Source organism: Ferrovibrio sp. (assembly GCF_035304305.1).
Classification (GTDB): domain Bacteria; phylum Pseudomonadota; class Alphaproteobacteria; order Ferrovibrionales; family Ferrovibrionaceae; genus Ferrovibrio.
The window spans coordinates 13163-31276 of record NZ_DATGQG010000134.1 but is presented as its reverse complement, the minus strand read 5'-3'; the positions used below and the strand labels follow the sequence as shown (position 1 = coordinate 31276).

The 18114-nt window shown below is 65.3% G+C and carries 18 protein-coding genes; 12 read left to right on the top strand and 6 right to left on the bottom strand.

Annotated features, from left to right (window positions below):
- Nucleotides 1-27 precede the first annotated feature (27 nt).
- Both VKZ87_RS15285 and VKZ87_RS15280 read left to right on the top strand, forming a co-directional pair.
- Nucleotides 28-2667, top strand: a complete 2640-nt coding sequence (locus VKZ87_RS15285) for a valine--tRNA ligase (protein ID WP_324222128.1) — start codon at nt 28-30, stop codon at nt 2665-2667.
- Entirely contained in the window at nt 2664-3098 is a 435-nt protein-coding gene (locus VKZ87_RS15280; RefSeq protein WP_324222127.1) for a cytidine deaminase, read from the top strand. Before VKZ87_RS15285 ends, VKZ87_RS15280 begins: the two co-directional genes overlap by 4 nt.
- Nucleotide 3099: 1 nt before the next feature.
- On the opposite strand, the gene VKZ87_RS15275 is transcribed toward VKZ87_RS15280, so the two are convergent.
- The 3 genes from VKZ87_RS15275 to VKZ87_RS15265 all read right to left on the bottom strand — a co-directional run bounded on the left by VKZ87_RS15275 (nt 3100) and on the right by VKZ87_RS15265 (nt 6301).
- Nucleotides 3100-3993 carry a carbohydrate ABC transporter permease gene (locus tag VKZ87_RS15275; protein ID WP_324222126.1) on the bottom strand — a complete coding sequence of 298 codons (894 nt, stop codon included), beginning with the start codon at nt 3991-3993 and terminating at the stop codon, nt 3100-3102.
- 13 nt (nt 3994-4006) lie between these two features.
- Nucleotides 4007-4909 carry a sugar ABC transporter permease gene (locus VKZ87_RS15270; RefSeq protein WP_324222125.1) on the bottom strand — a complete coding sequence of 301 codons (903 nt, stop codon included), beginning with the start codon at nt 4907-4909 and terminating at the stop codon, nt 4007-4009.
- 72 nt (nt 4910-4981) lie between these two features.
- Nucleotides 4982-6301 carry an ABC transporter substrate-binding protein gene (locus VKZ87_RS15265; protein WP_324222124.1) on the bottom strand — a complete coding sequence of 440 codons (1320 nt, stop codon included), beginning with the start codon at nt 6299-6301 and terminating at the stop codon, nt 4982-4984.
- Nucleotides 6302-6652: 351 nt separating this feature from the next.
- On the opposite strand from VKZ87_RS15265, the gene VKZ87_RS15260 reads away from it, so the two are divergent.
- Nucleotides 6653-7036 carry a nuclear transport factor 2 family protein gene (locus tag VKZ87_RS15260; protein WP_324222123.1) on the top strand — a complete coding sequence of 128 codons (384 nt, stop codon included), beginning with the start codon at nt 6653-6655 and terminating at the stop codon, nt 7034-7036.
- Between the two features lie 22 nt (nt 7037-7058).
- Nucleotides 7059-7913 (top strand): alpha/beta hydrolase, encoded by an 855-nt coding sequence (locus tag VKZ87_RS15255; RefSeq protein ID WP_324222122.1) that lies wholly within the window; start codon nt 7059-7061, stop codon nt 7911-7913.
- Here the strand turns inward: VKZ87_RS15255 and VKZ87_RS15250 are convergent.
- Together VKZ87_RS15250 and VKZ87_RS15245 are read right to left on the bottom strand one after the other, a co-directional pair.
- Nucleotides 7910-9148 carry an MFS transporter gene (locus VKZ87_RS15250; protein ID WP_324222121.1) on the bottom strand — a complete coding sequence of 413 codons (1239 nt, stop codon included), beginning with the start codon at nt 9146-9148 and terminating at the stop codon, nt 7910-7912. The two genes, VKZ87_RS15255 and VKZ87_RS15250, sit on opposite strands and share 4 nt — an antisense overlap.
- Nucleotides 9149-9315: 167 nt before the next feature.
- A complete protein-coding gene (locus VKZ87_RS15245) occupies nt 9316-10314 on the bottom strand; it encodes an ABC transporter substrate-binding protein (RefSeq protein WP_324222120.1) in 999 nt (332 codons plus the stop codon).
- Nucleotides 10315-10433: 119 nt separating this feature from the next.
- Here VKZ87_RS15245 and VKZ87_RS15240 point away from each other — a divergent pair, with 119 nt between their 5' ends.
- The 6 genes from VKZ87_RS15240 to VKZ87_RS15215 all read left to right on the top strand — a co-directional run bounded on the left by VKZ87_RS15240 (nt 10434) and on the right by VKZ87_RS15215 (nt 15749).
- Nucleotides 10434-11099, top strand: a complete 666-nt coding sequence (locus VKZ87_RS15240) for a TetR/AcrR family transcriptional regulator (protein WP_324222119.1) — start codon at nt 10434-10436, stop codon at nt 11097-11099.
- Nucleotides 11100-11187: 88 nt separating this feature from the next.
- Complete coding sequence (locus tag VKZ87_RS15235) at nt 11188-11985, top strand: ABC transporter permease (RefSeq protein ID WP_324222118.1); 798 nt, start codon at nt 11188-11190, stop codon at nt 11983-11985.
- On the top strand, nt 11982-13046 hold the full coding sequence (locus VKZ87_RS15230) for an NAD-dependent epimerase/dehydratase family protein (protein ID WP_324222117.1): 1065 nt from the start codon (nt 11982-11984) through the stop codon (nt 13044-13046). Before VKZ87_RS15235 ends, VKZ87_RS15230 begins: the two co-directional genes overlap by 4 nt.
- 8 nt (nt 13047-13054) lie before the next feature.
- Entirely contained in the window at nt 13055-13882 is an 828-nt protein-coding gene (locus tag VKZ87_RS15225) for a GNAT family N-acetyltransferase (RefSeq protein WP_324222116.1), read from the top strand.
- 14 nt (nt 13883-13896) lie between these two features.
- Entirely contained in the window at nt 13897-14958 is a 1062-nt protein-coding gene (locus tag VKZ87_RS15220; protein ID WP_324222115.1) for a dihydrodipicolinate synthase family protein, read from the top strand.
- On the top strand, nt 14955-15749 hold the full coding sequence (locus tag VKZ87_RS15215) for an ABC transporter ATP-binding protein (protein WP_324222114.1): 795 nt from the start codon (nt 14955-14957) through the stop codon (nt 15747-15749). Before VKZ87_RS15220 ends, VKZ87_RS15215 begins: the two co-directional genes overlap by 4 nt.
- A gap of 3 nt (nt 15750-15752) precedes the next feature.
- Here VKZ87_RS15215 and ruvX read toward each other — a convergent pair whose 3' ends face one another.
- Entirely contained in the window at nt 15753-16196 is a 444-nt protein-coding gene (gene ruvX / locus VKZ87_RS15210; RefSeq protein WP_324222151.1) for a Holliday junction resolvase RuvX, read from the bottom strand.
- A gap of 152 nt (nt 16197-16348) precedes the next feature.
- Between ruvX and gatC the strand changes: the two genes are divergently transcribed.
- On the top strand, nt 16349-16636 hold the full coding sequence (gatC, locus tag VKZ87_RS15205) for an Asp-tRNA(Asn)/Glu-tRNA(Gln) amidotransferase subunit GatC (RefSeq protein ID WP_324222113.1): 288 nt from the start codon (nt 16349-16351) through the stop codon (nt 16634-16636).
- Entirely contained in the window at nt 16636-18114 is a 1479-nt protein-coding gene (gene gatA, locus VKZ87_RS15200; RefSeq protein WP_324222112.1) for an Asp-tRNA(Asn)/Glu-tRNA(Gln) amidotransferase subunit GatA, read from the top strand. Before gatC ends, gatA begins: the two co-directional genes overlap by 1 nt.

Sequence of the window (18114 nt, the reverse complement as noted above, 5' to 3'; positions counted from 1 at the left end):
TCGCCGAGCCATTGCCGAGTAGCCGTAATGCTGGACAAGACCTATTCCCCCCAGGACGTGGAAACCCGCCTCTATCAGGCCTGGGAGGCTGACGGCTGTTTCCGGCCCGGGATCAAGTCCGGCAAGCCCTACACGATCGCCCTGCCGCCGCCGAACGTCACCGGCAGCCTGCATATGGGCCATGCCCTGAATCACACGCTGCAGGACATCCTGATCCGCTGGCAGCGCATGCGCGGCCGCGACGCGCTCTGGCAGCCTGGCACCGACCATGCCGGTATCGCGACCCAGATGGTGGTCGAGCGCCAGCTGGCCGAGAAACAGCAGAACCGCCACGACATGGGTCGCGAGAAATTCGTCGAGCGGGTCTGGCAGTGGAAGGCGGAATCCGGCGGTATGATCACCGGCCAGCAGCGCCGGCTGGGCGAAAGCTGCGACTGGAGCCGCGAGCGCTTCACCATGGACGAGGGCCTCTCGGCGGCCGTGCGCAAGGTCTTTGTCGAGCTCTACCGCGAAGGCCTGATCTACAAGGACAAGCGGCTGGTCAACTGGGACCCCAAGCTGCTGACCGCGATCTCCGATCTGGAGGTCGAGCAGCATGAAGTGAAATCTCACCTCTGGTATTTCCGCTATCCCGTTGAGGGAATGGAGAATACCTTCATCACGGTGGCGACGACGCGGCCCGAGACCATGCTTGGCGACACGGGCGTCGCGGTGCATCCCGAGGACGAGCGCTACAGGCATCTGGTCGGCAAATACGCCATCCTGCCGCTGGTCGGCCGCCGCATTCCGATCGTCGCCGACGAGTATTCCGATCCCGAGAAGGGATCCGGCGCGGTGAAGATCACGCCGGCGCACGACTTCAACGACTTCGAGGTCGGCAAGCGCCATAACCTCGAGATGATTAACATCTTCGACAAGCACGCCCATCTGAACGAGAACGTGCCGGAGAAGTATCGCGGGCTGGAGCGCTTCAAGGCGCGCAAGCAGATCGTCGCCGATCTGGAGGAGCTCGGCCTGGTCGAGAAGATCGAGCCGAACACCCACATGGTGCCTCATGGCGATCGCTCGCAGGTGGTGATCGAGCCCTGGCTGACAGAGCAGTGGTATGTGAATGCCGAGGTTCTGGCGAAGCCCTCCATCGAGGCGGTGGAGAAGGGCGATATCCAGTTCGTGCCGAAGAACTGGGAAAAGACCTATTTCGAGTGGATGCGCAACATCCAGCCCTGGTGCATCTCGCGCCAGCTCTGGTGGGGCCACCAGATCCCGGCCTGGTACGGGCCGGACGGCAAGGTCTTCGTCGCCTATGACGAGGCCGAGGCGCAGGCCGAAGCCACGAAGCATTACGGCAAGGCCGTCGAGCTGAAGCGCGACGAGGACGTGCTGGACACCTGGTTCTCGTCGGCGCTGTGGCCGTTCTCCACGCTCGGCTGGCCGGAAGAGACCGCCCTGCTGAAATCGCATTACCCGACCGACGTGCTGGTCACCGGCTTTGACATCATCTTCTTCTGGGTCGCCCGGATGATCATGATGGGGCTGCATTTCACCAAGAAGGCGCCGTTCCACACGGTCTACATCCATGCCCTGGTCCGCGACGAGAAGGGCCAGAAGATGTCCAAGACCAAGGGCAACGTCATGGACCCCCTGGACATCATCGGCAAATACGGTGCCGATGCTCTGCGCTTCACGCTGGCGATTCTCGCTGCCCAGGGCCGCGACGTGAAGATGTCGGAGCAGCGCGTCGAGGGTTATCGCAACTTCGCCACCAAGCTGTGGAACGCCGCCCGCTTCGCCGAGATGAACGGTTGCGCCCTGCCGGCCGATTTCGATCCGGCGAAGGTACAGGGCATCGTGAACAAGTGGATTCTGGGCCGGCTTGGCCAGGCGGCCCGCGATGTCGATGCGGCGCTGGAGGCCTACAAGTTCAACGAGGCCGCTGGCGCGCTGTATCACTTCACCTGGGGTACCTTCTGCGACTGGTATCTCGAACTGATCAAGCCGGCACTGAATGGCGACGATGCTGCCCTGAAGGCCGAGACGCAGGCGACCTGCGCCTATGTGCTGCGGCAGCTGATCCACCTGCTGCATCCCTTCATGCCCTTCGTCACGGAAGAACTGTGGGGCAAGCTTTTCGGTGCCCCCGGTGGCTACCTGATGCTACGCGACTGGCCGAATGACGGCGCGCGCGCCGAAGACAGGGCCGCGGCCGAGGAGATTGGCTGGCTGATCCGTCTGATCGACGGCATCCGCGGCGCCCGTTCGGCGCTGAACGTGCCGGCGGCCGCTAAGATCGCCATGATCGCCAATGGCGGCAATGCCGACACGGCGGCGCGGCTGGCCCGCCATGCCGACCCGATCAAGCGTCTGGCCCGCATCGAGACGATCTCGGAGAACCAGCCCGCGCCGCAGGGCTCCGCCCGTGTCGTGGTCGACGAGACCACCTTCGTGCTGCCACTGGCCAACGTGATCGATCTCGCCAAGGAGAAGGCGCGGCTGGCCAAGGAACGCGACAAGGCCGAGGCCGAGATCGCCAAGATCGACGCCAAGCTCGCCGATGCCACCTTCGTGTCACGCGCGCCCGAACATGTGGTGGAAGAGCAGCGTGAGCGCCGCGTCGTGCAGTCCCAGCTTTCGGCCCGGCTGACCGAGGCGCTGCAGCAGCTCGGATGAACATCCAGTCCGTCAGACCGGAAGACCAGGCCCTGATCGATGCCGCCAAGGCACTGATTACGGCCCGCTACAGGGTCGGCCGCCACCATATCGCCGCCGCGCTGCGGACCCGCTCGGGCCGCATTTTCACCGGGCTGCATCTGGATACCTATGTCGGCCGCGCCTCGGTCTGCGCCGAGGCGGTGGCGGTCGGGCAGGCCATGGCGTCCGGTGCCGGCGATGAGGATCCCATCGAGGCGATCGTCTCGGTGCGTCATCCGCGTCCGACCGAGAAGAACCAGGAGATCGCCGTGGTCGCGCCCTGCGGCATCTGCCGCGAGATGCTGCGCGACTTCGCGCCGGAGGCCCGCGTGCTGCTGGCCGCCAGTGGCGGGCTGACCGCCTACAATCCGGCCGACCTGCTGCCGCTGAAATACCAGCGGCTGGAGTGACCTATTCCTTCACGGCGCCGGTCAGGCTGGCGACGTAGTAGTCGACGAAGAAGGAATAGAGCACCGCGACGGGAAGCGAGCCGAACAGCGCGCCCGCCATCAGCGATCCCCAGTGATAGACGTCGCCCTCCACCAGTTCGGTCAGCACACCGACCGGCACGGTCTTGTTTTCCGACGAGGAGATGAAGGCCAGCGCATAGATGAACTCGTTCCAGCTCAGGGTGAAGGCGAAGATGCCGGCCGAAATCAGGCCGGGCAGGCTGAGCGGCAGGATGATCTTGATCAGGATCTGGAAGCGCGAGGCGCCGTCGATCAGGGCGCATTCCTCCAGCTCGAAGGGCAGCGTCTTGAAGTAGCCGATCAGCAGCCAGGTGCAGAAGGGGATCAGGAAGGTCGGATAGGTGAGGATCAGGGCCCACATGCTGTCGTAGAGGCCCAGTTCGAAGATCATGGTGGCGAGCGGGATGAACAGGATGCTCGGCGGTACCAGATAGGCGAGGAAGATCGCCAGCCCGACGCCGTCGGAGCCCCGGAAGCGCAACCGGGCAATGGCGTAGGCCGCCAGCACTGAACAGAACAGTGACAGCACAGTCGATCCCACGGCGACGGTCATCGTGGTCAGCAGCCATTCGGGATAGGGTGTGTCGAACAGCAGCTTCTTGATGTTGTCGAGCGTCGGCTCCACCACCCAGAGCGGGTTGAAGTCGGAATAGTTCAGCAGCTCGCTGTTCGGTTTGAAGGTGGTCAGCGCCATCCAGTAGAACGGGAACAGCAGCACGATCAGGAAGACGATCAGCGGCACCCAGAGCGTGACCACCTTGCGCGGGATAGTCTCCAGATACTGCATGCCTTCGCGGTGGTCGGCCCGGGAAGCGATGTTGGCGTCTGCGGTCATGGCCGGGCGCTCCTCACTGCCATTTCTGCCGCTGCAGGCCGAGATAGGTCACGGCCGTGGACACCACTAGGAAAGGCACCATGGCAATCGCGATGGCCGCGCCTTCGCCCAGCATGCCGCCGTTGATGCCGCGCTGGAAGGCCAGCGTGGCCATCAGATGGGTGGCGTTATTGGGGCCGCCGCGGGTGATCGCGTAGATCAGCTGGAAGTCGGTGAAGGTGAAGAGGATCGAGAAGGTCAGCACGATGCTGAGCACCGGCAGCAGGTTCGGCACGGTCACATACCAGAACCGCTGCCAGGCATTGGCGCCGTCCAGCGAGGCGGCTTCGTAGAGGCTGGGCGAGATGGTCTGCAGGCCGGCGAGCAGGCAAATCGCCACGAAGGGGATGCCGCGCCAGATGTTGGCGGCGATCACCGCGGCACGGGCATTGTTCTCGTTGCCGAGAAAATCGATATAGGCGTCGATCAGCCCCATCTTGGTGAGCATCCAGGAGATGATCGAAAACTGGGAGTCGTAGATCCACCAGAAGGCAATGGCCGATAGCACCGTCGGCACGATATAGGGCAGCAGCACCACGGCCCGGATGATCGCCTGCATCGGCAGGTGGCGGTTCAGCAGCAGGGCCAGCCACAGGCCGAGCGCGAATTTGAAGACCGTCGCCACGGCCGTGTAGAGGATGGTGTTGAAGACCGATTTCAGGAAAATCGAGTCATCCAGCAGCGAGAGATAGTTCTCCCAGCCGATGAAGATGCCTGGCCGGCCGATGCGGGTATCGGTGAAGCCGAGCCAGATTCCCAGGCCGAGGGGGTAGGTCAGGAAGACCAGCAGCAGGATGGCGGCGGGCGCCATGAAGAGCACCGAAAGCACGCCGTTGTGATTTTTGAGGCGGTCCCAGAGCGGAACGGAATGAGTCATGCGGGGCCGATCTGTCACAGGGAAGCGACTGAAAAGGATAGGGGCGGCGCGTCGCCGCGCCGCCCCGGACGATTACACCTTGTAGACGCGCAGCAGCCGCTTCTCGGCCTCTTCCACCGCCTCCTTCGGCGTCTTGGAGCCCGAAGCCGCCTGCGCGACCATGTTGTTGACGATGTAATCGTTCAGCGCGGCCGCCGAGGAATAGCCGAGCTGGCCCGAATAGCCGTGCCACAGCATGTTCTTCACCGTGTCGCGGTAGGGCAGTGCCTTCGGATCCGACGACCAGACCTTGTTCTGCTCGTAGCCCTTCAGCGGATGGGTGATGTAGCCGATGGAGGCTTCCTGCCACGGCTCGTACTGCTCCTTCTCCCACATGAACTGCAGGTAGGCCTTCGCCGCATTCGGGAATTTGCAGTACTTGAACACGTAGGCCTGGCTGAAGAGATGCAGCTCCGTCGGCCGGCCGACCGGGCCGATCGGGAAGTTGGCGTGCTCGATGTCGTCGGCCAGCGCCTTGATCTTCGGATCCTGCGAGTTCTTCGCGGCGTAGTAGACCGAGATGCCGTTGTTGGTTAGGCTGACCTGGCCGTCGAGGAAGGCCTTGTTGTTGTTCGGGTCGAGCCAGCCCAGCGTGCCCGGGATGAAGGTCGGATAGAGCTGCTTGGCGTATTCCAGCGCCTTGATCGTCTCAGGGCTGTTGATCACGACGTTGTTGTTGTCGTCGACGATCTTGCCGCCGAAGGCCCAGATCAGCCAGTAGGTCCAGGACCCGTCACCGACCGCGTTGCCCAGCGCGAAGCCTGCCGGCGTGCCCTTGGCATGCAGGGCCTGGCAGAGCTTGAGGAATCCGTCCGTATCCTTGGGGAACTCCTTGAAGCCGGCTGCTTCCACATGGCTCTTGCGGTAGACCATGCAGGCACCGGCCGCGCCCAGCGGCAGGCCGATCCAGCGGCCGTCGCGCTTGGCATAGCGCTCAGCTACCGGGAACCAGCCGCCATACTTGTCGCCGAGATAAGTGGCGATGTCGGTCAGGTCGACGAGCTTGTCGGCGAAGAGATGCGGCACGTCGAAGAAGTCGAGGATGATGTCCGGGCCGGAGCCGACATTCGCCGCCACCGAAGCCTTCGGCGCCACATCCGGCCAGGCCTCGCGATCGACGCGGACCTCCACGCCGGTCTTCTCGGTGAACTTCTTGGTGTTGGCCATCCAGGTGTCGATATCGCCCTGAACGAACTGGCTCCAGCGCAGCAGTCGCAGCTTGGCGCCTTTCTCGATTTCCAGCTTCGGCGCCTGCTGCGCCATTACATGGCCGGGCAGCAGGGCGCCGCCGGCGCTGGCGGCCGCTGCGCCGATCGTGGTCTTGATGACATCGCGCCTGGTAAACTTCCACATGCCGATACGTCCTCCCGAAGGTTGTCTGCCGTTATTCTTTGGCCGGCCCGTACGGAGACGGGGCCGGTACGCGCAAACTCGAAACTCGATCCCGGCACGTCCGTAGACGGCCGATCAGTCCGGGGAGCCGCCGGCTTCCTGTTCAAGGCGGCGGTAAGCGTTCCTCGTGCCGGCGTTGATCGCCGGGGCATTTTTATATCTCATATATGAGAGCCTAAGCCGGACCGCGACGCAACCCCTTTCGGGGTTGGACCTTCGGCGATGCTGCAGTGCATTGTATCTCTTGACGCCCCATTCGACCGCTGGTCACCTGCGGCCGGCCAGAAGACCGTTCAGTAGAGGAATCCCGCCATGAACAACGCGCAGATCGACGCCATTCTCTCCACCGTGCAGGTTTACCTGGACGGGCTTTACGAGGGGGATCCGGAGAAGCTGCGCCAGGCCTTTCACCCGGCCTCCAGCCTGTTCGCCTCCATCGACGACAAGCTGGTCAACGTGCCGCGCGAACAGTGGTGCGAGATGGTCGGCTCCCGGCCGTCGCCGAAGTCAAAGGGGCAGGGGCGCGAGCATGAGCGCATCCTCTCGATCGACCTGACCGGGCCGAACACGGCGATGGTCAAGCTGACCTGCGCGATTCTGCCGCGCCTTTTCACCGATTACCTCAGCCTGATCCGGCTGGACGGCCGCTGGCAGGTCATCAGCAAGACCTATCACGCCGAGACGCTTCCCGGCTGAGTCCACCATCAGAGTTCCTGGAATGAGTGAGACCGTCCGCGGCGCCGTCGAGACCGACTGCTTCCGCCTGTCCTATATCGTCGAGGGCGAGGGGCGGCCGGCCATCGTGGTTGGCTCCTCGCTCTATTACGCGCGCTGCTTTTCGCAGACTTTGCGGCGGCACCTGCGCATTGCCTTCATGGACCACCGCGGCTTCGCTCCGGGCAGCCGCAGCACCGACGTCGCGCAGTTCGGCATGGAGAAGCTGACCGCCGACATCGAGCAGGTGCGGCAGCAGCTCGGCTTCGACAGGGTGGTGATCATCGGCCATTCCGGCCATGGCTTCATGGCGCTGGATTATGCGCGCCGGTATCCGGAGCATGTCTCGCATCTGGTGATGCTCTGCATGGGGGCGGATTACACGCCGGCCGGTCATGCGGCGGCCGAACGCTACCTGGCCGATTCCGTCTGCCCCGAACGCAAGGCGGCGCTGGCGGAGGCCATGGCCCGGCTGCCGGCCATGATCGAGGCGGCGCCGGAGAAGGCCTTCGTCTCCTTCTGCCTCGCCACGGCGGCGAAAAGCTGGTTCGACTACACCTTTGACGCCGCGCCGCTCTGGGAAGGCATCGAAACCAACATGGCGATGTTCGACCATGTCTGGGGCAAGGTCATTCCGGACATGGATCTCGCCGCCCTGGCGCCGGACATCCGCGCGCCGGCCTTCCTCGGATTGGGCCGCTACGATTTCCTCGTGCCGCCGGCCCATACCTGGGAGCCGGTGCGCGACAGGTTCCGCGACCTCACGGTACGCGTCTTCGAACGCAGCAGCCACGCGCCGATGCTGGAAGAGCCCGAAGCCTTCGACCGCGAATTACTGGACTGGATCGGCAGCCGCTAGGCGGCGGCCGGCAGGGTCGAGCGCTTGCGGATCGCCACCGCGGTCAGCGTGGTCAGCGCCAGCATGGCGGCGACGAACCACAGAACCGCGTGGGGCATGCCGTGGTCGAGCAGCAGACCGATCGCCAGCGGCGCCAGCGCCGAGCCGGCATCGAGGCCCGAATAGACGAAGCCGAAGACGCGGCCCGAGGCGCCCTTGGGGGCGGCGCCGCGCACGATCAGGTCGCGCGACGGCGTGGTGAAGCCCTGCAGGAAGCCGGCGCCGGCAACCGCGCCGACCAGCAGAAAGCCCGGCAGGTTCAGGTTGGCGACCAGCAGCATCATGGCGGCCGCGCCGAGCAGGCCGCTGATCACGATCACCTCCAGCTTCACGCCCTTGTCGGCGACATGGCCGCCGACCATGACGCCCACCGAAGCGCCGAGCAGGAAGGCGGTCAGCGCCGTGGTGGCCAGCGCCAGCGGCGTGCCGTAGAGCGCATCCAGCGTCGCAGGCAGAAAGTTCTGCACGCCAATCAGCGCAAAGGACAGCAGCAGGAAGTACAGGAAGCACATCACCACGGGCATGGTGAGCAGCGGGCCCAGCGCCGCCTGCGCCTGGCCTTTGGCGGCGGCTTCGCGCCGTGCGGCGCCGGCATCTTCCTTCAGCAGGTCGCGGTTCAGCAGCAGGGCGGCCAGGATGGCGTAGCCGACCAGCGCGGCGATGATCGGCGCGGCGCGCCAGCCGAACAGGGCGGCGCCGCTGGCCATCAGAACCGGAGCCAGCGCCCAGCCGAGATTACCGCCCAGCGTGTGGGTGCCGTAGGCGCGGCCGAGCCGCTTCTGGTCCACCGAAGCATTGAGGATCGAGAAATCGGCCGGATGGAAGACGGAATTGCCGATGCCGGCGAGGATGGCCACCGGGATCAGCATCCAGAAACTCGGCACCAGGCCGTAGAGGAGGATCGCGGTGCAGAAGATCGCCAGGCCGCCGATCAGCACGTTGCGTGCGCCGACGCGGTCGACCAGGAAGCCGGCCGGCGTCTGCAACACGCCGGAGGTGACGTAGAACAGCGTCATCACCAGGCCGAGCTGGGTGTAGCTGACCGCAAAGACATCCTTCAGGAAGGGAAACAGCGGTGGCAGCACCAGCTGGAAGAAGTGGCTGCAGCCATGGGCGATGCCGATCAGCGCCATCACCTTGATGTCACGGTTGGCAGGGGCGGCGGGCTGGCCGGCGGGAAGGGCGAAATCGGTCATGGAAGCCTGTCTGACGTCCGGGCGGAGATTCCGGCTGTACCGCCGGTTGGGACAAGCCTAGCAGAGATTGCCGGCCGGGCCAGTAAAAACTCCCGCTACGGAGTAATCGGAAACAGAAAACGCGGGGCTTTTGGCCCCGCGTTCCGGTGCAGCCCGCAGCGAGCCGCCTACTTGGTCATCTTCACGTTCTTGTCGAGGAATTCGTTGGTGTAGACCTTGGCGATGTCGAAATCCTTCTCCATGCCGAAATAGGTCTTCACCATCTCATAGTCGGCCTGCATGCGCTTGGCATCGAAGGCGCCCAGCGCAACGCCGGTGGTGGTCGGATCCGTCATCAGTTCCTTGATGCGGTTCCACTGGTCGCGCTGGTTGGCTTCGTCGAGGCCGCTGACGCTGCTCATCAGGGCTTTCAGGCAGGGGCTGACATCGGCGACGCAGGCGGCGAAGGCCTTCTGCGACACCGCCACGAACTTGGCGACCTTGTCCTTGTTCTTGGCGATGTAGTCGCCGTTCACGATGATCGAGTTGCCGTACAGGTTCAGGCCAATATTGCGCCACGCAACGAAGCCGAGATCGTCGCCGAACTCACGCACCTTCAGGTCATGCTCGTTGTAGAAGTCGCTGGTGATGTCGATCGCCTTGCTCTTCAGCGACGCGACCTTGGCCTGCGGCGTGACGTTGACGAAGGTCACGCTGTCGGTCGCGATGCCGACCTGTTTGGCGAAGGCCGGCCACATCACGCGCGAAGCGTCGCCCGGCGGGTTGCCCAGCTTCCTGCCCGGGAAATCCTTGGGGCCGGTGATGCCGGAGCTCTTCAGCCAGTAGAAGCCCTGCGGGGAATTCGCATAGACGGTCATGACCGCGACCAGGTCGGCGCCCTTGCTCTTGGCGACGAGCGCCGTCGCCATGTCGGCGATGGCGAATTCGGTGTTGCCCGCGCCGACGCGCTGGGCCGAAACGCCCGAGCCCTTGCCGCTCTCGATGCTGACATCCAGGCCGGCCTGCTCGTACCAGCCCTGCGCCTTGGCGTAGTAGTAGGGCGAGTGGTCGGCGGTCGGCACCCAGTTCAGCAGCAGGTTGACCTTGTCCTTGGCCTGGGCGAGGGCGCCGCCGGCCGGCAGCAGGGCAGCCGCTACCGCGATGGCAAGAAGTCGGCGTGAAGTCATGGAAATCCCCTTTGATGCATGATCGCGTCCGGCCTCCCGCCGGGTGAGCGGCAAACTCTAGCCATCCGCCGGCGAACCGGTCAATAATTAATCAACCAGTTGGATGATAAGGAAACGCCATGGCAGGCTCCGCACAGGAACGCACGGCAACCCGGGAGGAGGGCGACGGACGGCGCCGCGATCCAGTGGCGACGAAGGCCGCGCTTCTGCACGCTGCGGTGGTCGAATTCGCCGCCAAGGGACTGGCCGGCGCCCGCATCGACGAGATCGCGCAGCGCGCCGGCGTCAACAAACAGCTCGTCTATCACTATTTCGGCAGCAAGGAAGAGATCTACGCCGCCGCGCTGGAATCGGTCTATGCCGAGATCCGCGAGCGCGAACGGGAGCTGCATCTGGGCGACCTGCCGCCGGAAGCCGCGATGGAGCGGCTGATCGGATTCTCCTTCGACTATCTCGCCGAGCATCCGGAATTTCTCGCCCTGCTGAACGACGAGAATCGCCAGGAGGCCCGCCATGTGCGCGGGTCGCACCGGCTGAAGGAAATGCATTCGCCGCTGGTCAGCCTGATCCAGGAGACCATCGAGCGGGGGGCGAAGGAGGGTGTCTTCCGCGCCGATCTCGACCCGGTGCAGCTCTACATCTCCATTGCCGGCCTGTCGTATTTCTTCTTTTCCAACAACCGCACGCTTTCCGCCATTTTCGGCCGCGCGCTGGATGCGCCGAAGGCGGTTGCCGAACGCCGGCGCCACGTCATCGCCTTTGCCATGGGGGCCCTGAGGGCCTGATTTTTTCACGGGCCATCAATCAACTGGTTGGTTGATTGGCAAAAGGCGCCCTGCTAGGTTGCCGGGCAGCAGCAGAAGGGGAATGCAGATGGCTGCAGCCGAAGCGGATACGCCACTGGACAAGCCGAAAGGCCCTTACATGCGCTGGCTGACGATCCTGGCGATCCATGTCGCGGCCGTCATCCTGTGGGAGCTTGCCGTCCGCGCCACCAACCTGCCGGCCTTCATCCTGCCGGCGCCGAGCGCGATTTTCGCCACTCTGGCCAAGCCGAACTATGCCTGGGTGAGCAACAGCTGGGTGACGGCGCAGGAAATCTTCGGCGGCTATCTGCTGTCGGTCGTGTCCGGCGTGCTGCTGGCGCTGATGTTCACCTGGTCGCGGCTGCTGACGCTGCTGGTATTTCCCCTGTTCGTCACGCTGAACATGATTCCCAAGGTGGCGCTGGGACCGCTGATCATCGTCTGGTTCTCCTACGGCATCGGCACCAACATCCTGATCACCCTGTCGCTCTGCTTCTTCCCGATCCTGCTCACCACCGTGCGCGGCCTGAAGGAGGTCGAGCCTGACCTGCTCGATCTGGTGAAGTCGCTGAAAGGCTCGCCCTGGCAGACCTTCATCTACATCCAGCTGCCCGGTTCGCTGCCCTACATCTTCTCCGGCATGAAAGTGGCCGCCATCCTGGCTGTCGCGGGCGCCGTGGTCGGCGAGTTCATCTCCTCCGACAAGGGGCTCGGCTACCTGATGATCCAGGTGCAGGCTGCGCTCGATACCCCGGCCATGTTCATGGCCGTCATTCTCATCACCCTGCTCGGCATCGCGCTGTATCTGCTGGTGCTGCTGCTCGAGCATCTGCTGGTTCGTAAGGATGCGAGGATTGCGTCATGACCAAACTCGGCGTGAAGAACGAAGTCTGGCTCGACGATTCCGAGCTGCCGGCCGGCTTCCCGGATGAAGCCGCGCTGGAAGAGTTCATGACGCGGCCGAGCCGCGCGCTCGCCGCCGATCTGGAGGCCACCGACGGCGACATCATGATCCTCGGCGTCGGCGGCAAGATGGGGCCGACCCTGGCGCGGCTGGCGAAACGCGCCGCGCCGGGCAAGCGCGTCATCGGCGTGGCGCGCTTCAGCGAGAAGGGCCTGAAGGAGAATCTCGAAAGCCACGGCATCGAGACCGTCGCGGCGGATCTGATGGACCGCGCGGCGGTGGAGAAGCTGCCACGCGTGAAGAACGTGATCTTCATGGCCGGCCGCAAGTTCGGCGCCAGCGGCAACCAGGCGCTGACCTGGGCGATGAACGCCCATGTGCCGGCGCTTGTGGCCGAGAGCTTCCGGGAGTCGCGCATCGTCGCCTTCTCGACCGGCTGCGTGTACCCCTTCGTGCCGGTGGCCAGCCAGGGCGCGACGGAAGAGACGCCGCCCAATCCGCCGGGCGAATATGCGATGTCCTGCATCGGCCGCGAGCGCATGTTCGAGCATTTCTCGCAGGTCCACAAAACCCCGGGCCGGCTGTTCCGCCTGAATTACGCGATCGACCTGCGCTACGGCGTTCTGCATGACGTGGCCGTCGCCGTGATGCGCGGCGAGCCGGTCGACGTGACCATGGGTCATGTCAACGTCATCTGGCAGGGCGACGCCAATGCGCAGGCGCTGCGCTGCCTGAAGGCCGCCACCGTGCCGACCTCGCCGCTGAACGTCACCGGCCCGGAGACGATTGCCGTGCGCTGGCTGGCCGAAAGCTTCGCGAAGCGCTTCGGCAAGAAGGCGGAGATCACCGGCGAGGAGGCGCCGACCGCCTGGCTCAGCAATGCCGCCGAAGCCGCGCGGCTGTTCGGTTACCCGCGCATTTCGCTGGCCAGCATGATGGACTGGGTCGCCGACTGGGTATCGCGCAGCGGCCGCAGCCTCGGCAAGCCGACCCATTTCGAAGTCCGCGACGGTACCTACTGAGGCCGGCCTTGGCGCAGACGCTCGACATCGAACGTCTTGATGAGTCGGAAGTGCCGGCGATGCTGGCGCTGTCCGCTGAAGCCGGCTGGAACCAGACCGAAGACGACTGGTGCATCTTCCTGCAGCAGGGCCGCGTCTTCGCCTGCCGCGGGGAAACGGGCGGCAGGCCGGTCGCCACCGCGGCGATCCTGCCCTACGGCAATTTCGCCTGGATCAGCATGGTGCTGGTGACGGCAAGCTGGCGGCAGAAGGGACTCGGCACCCATCTGCTGCGCCATTGCATTGCGGAGCTGCAGACGCTCGGCTGCGTGCCGTATCTCGACGCCACACCGGCAGGCGAAAACGTCTATCTGCCGCTCGGCTTCCAGCCGGTTTTCGGCATCACCCGCTGGCAGGGCCAGGGAGCGATGCAGGATAGCGGCAAGGCCGCCGCTGCCGTGCCGGGCGATCTCGCCGCCTGCCTGAAACTCGACGCCGCGTCGTTCGGCTTCGCCCGCGAACCGCTGCTGCGCTCCTTCACCGCGCGCAAGCCGGAACTGGCGATGCTGAAGGATGGCGGTTTCGTTGTTGCGCGCAGCGGGCGTCTGGCCACGCAGATCGGCCCGCTGGCAGCGCCTGACGAAACCGTCGCGCTGGATCTGCTGCGTCATGCGCTCGACCGTGTCGGCGGCCCGGTTTTCCTCGATGTGCCGGACCGCTGGACCATGCTCGGCGACGAGCTGAGAGCACGCGGTTTCACGGTGCAGCGCGGTTTCCGCCGCATGGCGCTCGGGACTTCAGTTTCCAATGGCGATCCCGGCCGCAGTTTCGTACTGGCCGGACCGGAATTCGGATAGCAGAGGACAGGATCATGGGTTTGCATCATTCCAAACTGCCGGCGGACGTTCTGGCCAATCTGCGCAAGGGCGTGGTGATTCCCGCGCATCCGCTGGCGCTGGATGCCAACCGCAAGTTCGACCGCCGGCGCCAGCGCGCGCTTACCCGCTATTACATCGATGCCGGTTCGGGCGGGCTGGCGGTCGGCGTGCATACCACGCAGTTCGCCATCCGCGATGTCGGGCTGTATGAGCCGGTTCTGTCGGCTGCCATGGAGGATGCCCGGGCCTGGACCGATCGTCCGCTGGTCATGGTCGGCGGTCTGGCCGGCAAGACGGCGCAGGCGGTGAAGGAAGCGCAGACTGCGGTGAAGCTCGGCTACCATGCCGGCCTGCTCAGCCTGGCCGCCATGAAGGATGAAAGCCTCGATGCCATCATCGCCCACTGCGAGGCGGTGGCGGCCGAGATCCCGCTGGTCGGCTTCTACCTGCAGCCGGCTGTCGGCGGCGTGGTGCTGGATTCTGAATTCTGGCGCCGCTTCGCCAGCATCGACAACGTGATCGCCATCAAGGTGGCGCCCTTCCATCGCTATCGCACGCTGGACGTGATGCGCGGGGTCGCGCTGGCGCGGGCCGAGAAGCGCATCTCGCTCTATACCGGCAACGATGACCATATCGTCCTCGACCTCACCATTCCCTTCACGGTGAAGCGCGACGACGAGACCGTGAACCTGCGCTTCGTCGGCGGCCTGCTCGGCCACTGGTCGGTCTGGACCCAGCAGGCGGTGAAGCTGCTGGAAAAGGCCCATGCCGCGGTCGCCGCCGGCAGCGTCTCGCCCGAACTGCTCGGGCTGGACGCCCGCGTCACGGACTGCAATGCGGCCTTCTTCGACGTCGCCAACAACTTCCATGGCTGCATTGCCGGCTGTCACGAGATCCTGCGTCGCCAGGGCCTGCTGGAAGGCATCTGGTGCCTGGATCCGAATGAAGGCCTCAGCCCGGGCCAGGCCGAGCTGCTAGACCGCGTCAGCCGCGAGCATGCCGATCTGTCGGACGACGCCTTCGTGAAGGCCAATCTGGAGCGGTGGCTGTCATGATGGCGCAGGAGAGCCGGCCGCCGGCGGGCAAAAGGCCGTTCATCCATCTGGAGAATGTGCGCAAGACCTATCGCGGCCGCGGCCGGGATTTCGTCGCCGTCTCCAACGTCACCTTCGACGTCAACGAGGGTGACCTGGTCTCGCTGGTCGGCCCCTCGGGCTGCGGCAAGACGACCGTGCTCAAGATCCTGGCCGACCTGCACGAGGCCGATGCCGGCTGCACGGTGGAGATCGGCGGCGACACGCCGTTCACGCCGGGCCGCGATGTCGGCATGGTGTTCCAGCAGGCCCTGCTGCTGAAATGGCGCACCATCCTCGACAACGTGCTGCTGCCCGCCGACATCCTCGGCCTGCCGCGCAAGGCGGCGCGGGAGCGCGGCCGCGACCTGCTGGCCATGGTGGGCCTGGCCGGTTTCGAGAACAAGTATCCCTACGAGCTTTCCGGCGGCATGCAGCAGCGTGCCGCCATCGCCCGCGCCCTGGTGCACGATCCGAAGCTGATCCTGATGGACGAGCCCTTCGGCGCGCTGGATGCGCTGACGCGCGAGAAGATGAACCTGGAGATGCTGCGGATCTGGCAGGAGAGCCGCAAGACGATCCTGTTCGTCACCCACAGCATCCAGGAGGCGGTCTTCCTCGGCTCGCGCTGCGCGGTGCTGACGGCCGGCCCGGCGCGCATGGCCGATTTCTTCGAGATCGACCTGCCGTTCCCGCGCAGTCTGGACGTGAAGACCACCGAACGCTTCGGCGACTACACCAAGCGCATCTACCGCCTGCTCGGAATGGAGTAGGGCTCAGGCCGCCGGCTGGCTGCCGACCCAGTCCAGATAGCTCTGCAGGATGTAGCTGGCCGCCAGCTTGTCCACCAGTTCCGCGCGGCGGGCGCGACTGAGGTCGGCCTCGACCATCATCCGCTCGACCGCGACGCTGCTCATCCGCTCGTCCCACAGCGCGACCGGCAGCGGCTGCAGCTGCGCCAGGTTGCGGGCGAAGGCGCGGGTGGCCTGGCAGCGCGGCCCTTCGGTGCCGTCCATGTTCACCGGCAGGCCGAGCACCAGGGCGGCAACGCCCTCCCTGGCGATGATCCGCCCGAGTTCGGCGGCATCCGCACTGAACTTCTTCCGCGCGATCGTGGCATAGGGCGAGGCGATCCGGTGTCCGGCATCGGAAAGGGCCAGTCCGATCGTCTTCGTCCCGAGGTCGAGGCCGAGGTAGCGCTGCCCGGGGCTGAGCCGGATCGGGCCATCGGCAGGCCGGAAAGGCGCCTTTTTCGGCGCGTCAGCCGCAGGGGGAGCAGGGTTGCCGGGCCCGGTCACGAATGGTACTTTCCGCCGCCATTTCAAGGGGATTCCCCCGCATTATAGCGACCTGAGCACGGAACGGACAGCGTATGTCACTGGATAGAACGGCCGTGGCGAAAATCGCCAAACTGGCCCGGCTGAAGATGGACCCCGAGCGGCTGGACGCCATGACCGGCGAACTGAACCGCATCCTGTCTTTCGTCGAGGAACTGCAGGCGGTGAACACCGACAATGTCGAGCCGATGACCTCGGTCCGGCCGATGAAGCTGCGCCAGCGTCCCGACGAGGTGACCGATGGCGGCAATCCCGAGGCGGTGCTGAAGAACGCGCCCCAGCGCCAGGGCGACTTCTACACCGTGCCGAAGGTGATCGAGTGATGAGCATCGATCCGGCAACCCTGACCATTTCCGCCGCGCTGGAAGGCCTGGCGAAGAAGGATTTCACGTCGGTCGAACTGACCGAGGCCTGCGTGTCGGCCATGCAGGCAGCCAAGCCGCTGAACGCCATGATCACCGAGACGCCGGAAAAGGCGCTGGAGATGGCGAAGGCGTCCGATGCCCGCCGGGCGAAGGGCGAGGCCGGCCTGCTGGACGGCATCCCGCTCGCCATCAAGGACCTGTTCTGCACCGAGGGCGTGCTGACGACGGCTGCCAGCCACATCCTCGACGGCTTCCATCCGACCTACGAGAGCACCGCCACCGCCAATCTGTGGAAGCAGGGCGCGGTGATGCTGGGCAAGCTGAACCTCGACGAATTCGCCATGGGCTCGTCGAACGAGACCAGCTATTACGGCCCGGTGATCAATCCCTGGCGCGCCAAGGACGGCACCAGGCTGGTCCCCGGCGGCTCCTCGGGCGGCTCGGCGGCTGCTGTCGCCGCGGGCTTCGCGCTCGGCGCCACCGGCACCGATACCGGCGGCTCGATCCGCCAGCCGGCTGCGCTCTGCGGCATCACCGGCATCAAGCCGACCTATGGCCGCGTTTCGCGCTGGGGCATCGTGGCGTTTGCCTCCTCGCTCGACCAGGCCGGGCCGATGACCCGCAGCGTGCGCGATGCCGCGCTGATGCTGCAGGCCATGGCGGGTTTCGACCCGAAGGACAGCACCTGCGTCGATCTTCCGGTGCCGGACTACACCGCCTCGCTCGAGGCCGGCGTGAAGGGCCTGCGCATCGGCATCCCGCGCGAATACCGCATGGACGGGATGGACAAGGAGATCGAGGCGCTCTGGACCAGGGGCAAGGAATGGCTGAAGGAGGCGGGGGCGGAGGTCATCGACATCTCGCTGCCGCACACCCATTACGCCCTGCCGGCCTATTACATCGTTGCGCCGGCGGAAGCCTCGTCCAACCTCGCGCGCTATGACGGCGTCCGCTACGGCCTGCGCGTGCCGGGCAAGGACCTGATCGAGATGTACGAGAATACCCGCGGCGAAGGCTTTGGCCGCGAGGTGCAGCGCCGCATCATGATCGGCACCTATGTGCTCTCGGCCGGCTACTACGACGCCTACTACACCAAGGCGCAGCGGGTGCGCACACTGATCAAGCGCGATTTCGAGGAAGCCTTCCAGAGGGTCGATGCGATCCTGACGCCGACCGCGCCGAATGCGGCTTTCCCCGTGGGCCGCAAGAACGACGATCCGGTGGCGATGTATCTCAACGACGTCTTCACCGTACCGATCAACCTCGCCGGCCTGCCGGGCCTCTCGGTGCCGGCCGGCCTGAACGGCGAGGGGCTGCCGCTCGGCCTGCAGGTGATCGGCCGCGCCTTCGACGAGGCGACCGTGCTGCGCGTCGGCCGCGCCGTCGAGAAGGCGGCGAATTTCACCGCACGCCCGGATGCGTGGTGGAGGCAGTAG

What these genes read in the sequence shown, in the direction of transcription:
- VKZ87_RS15285 (WP_324222128.1), top strand. Translation starts at nt 28, where the DNA reads ATGCTGGACAAGACCTATTCCCCCCAGGACGTGGAAACCCGCCTCTAT.
- VKZ87_RS15280 (WP_324222127.1), top strand. Translation starts at nt 2,664, where the DNA reads ATGAACATCCAGTCCGTCAGACCGGAAGACCAGGCCCTGATCGATGCC.
- VKZ87_RS15275 (WP_324222126.1), bottom strand. Translation starts at nt 3,993, where the DNA reads ATGACCGCAGACGCCAACATCGCTTCCCGGGCCGACCACCGCGAAGGC.
- VKZ87_RS15270 (WP_324222125.1), bottom strand. Translation starts at nt 4,909, where the DNA reads ATGACTCATTCCGTTCCGCTCTGGGACCGCCTCAAAAATCACAACGGC.
- VKZ87_RS15265 (WP_324222124.1), bottom strand. Translation starts at nt 6,301, where the DNA reads ATGTGGAAGTTTACCAGGCGCGATGTCATCAAGACCACGATCGGCGCA.
- VKZ87_RS15260 (WP_324222123.1), top strand. Translation starts at nt 6,653, where the DNA reads ATGAACAACGCGCAGATCGACGCCATTCTCTCCACCGTGCAGGTTTAC.
- VKZ87_RS15255 (WP_324222122.1), top strand. Translation starts at nt 7,059, where the DNA reads ATGAGTGAGACCGTCCGCGGCGCCGTCGAGACCGACTGCTTCCGCCTG.
- VKZ87_RS15250 (WP_324222121.1), bottom strand. Translation starts at nt 9,148, where the DNA reads ATGACCGATTTCGCCCTTCCCGCCGGCCAGCCCGCCGCCCCTGCCAAC.
- VKZ87_RS15245 (WP_324222120.1), bottom strand. Translation starts at nt 10,314, where the DNA reads ATGACTTCACGCCGACTTCTTGCCATCGCGGTAGCGGCTGCCCTGCTG.
- VKZ87_RS15240 (WP_324222119.1), top strand. Translation starts at nt 10,434, where the DNA reads ATGGCAGGCTCCGCACAGGAACGCACGGCAACCCGGGAGGAGGGCGAC.
- VKZ87_RS15235 (WP_324222118.1), top strand. Translation starts at nt 11,188, where the DNA reads ATGGCTGCAGCCGAAGCGGATACGCCACTGGACAAGCCGAAAGGCCCT.
- VKZ87_RS15230 (WP_324222117.1), top strand. Translation starts at nt 11,982, where the DNA reads ATGACCAAACTCGGCGTGAAGAACGAAGTCTGGCTCGACGATTCCGAG.
- VKZ87_RS15220 (WP_324222115.1), top strand. Translation starts at nt 13,897, where the DNA reads ATGGGTTTGCATCATTCCAAACTGCCGGCGGACGTTCTGGCCAATCTG.
- VKZ87_RS15215 (WP_324222114.1), top strand. Translation starts at nt 14,955, where the DNA reads ATGATGGCGCAGGAGAGCCGGCCGCCGGCGGGCAAAAGGCCGTTCATC.
- gatC (WP_324222113.1), top strand. Translation starts at nt 16,349, where the DNA reads ATGTCACTGGATAGAACGGCCGTGGCGAAAATCGCCAAACTGGCCCGG.
- gatA (WP_324222112.1), top strand. Translation starts at nt 16,636, where the DNA reads ATGAGCATCGATCCGGCAACCCTGACCATTTCCGCCGCGCTGGAAGGC.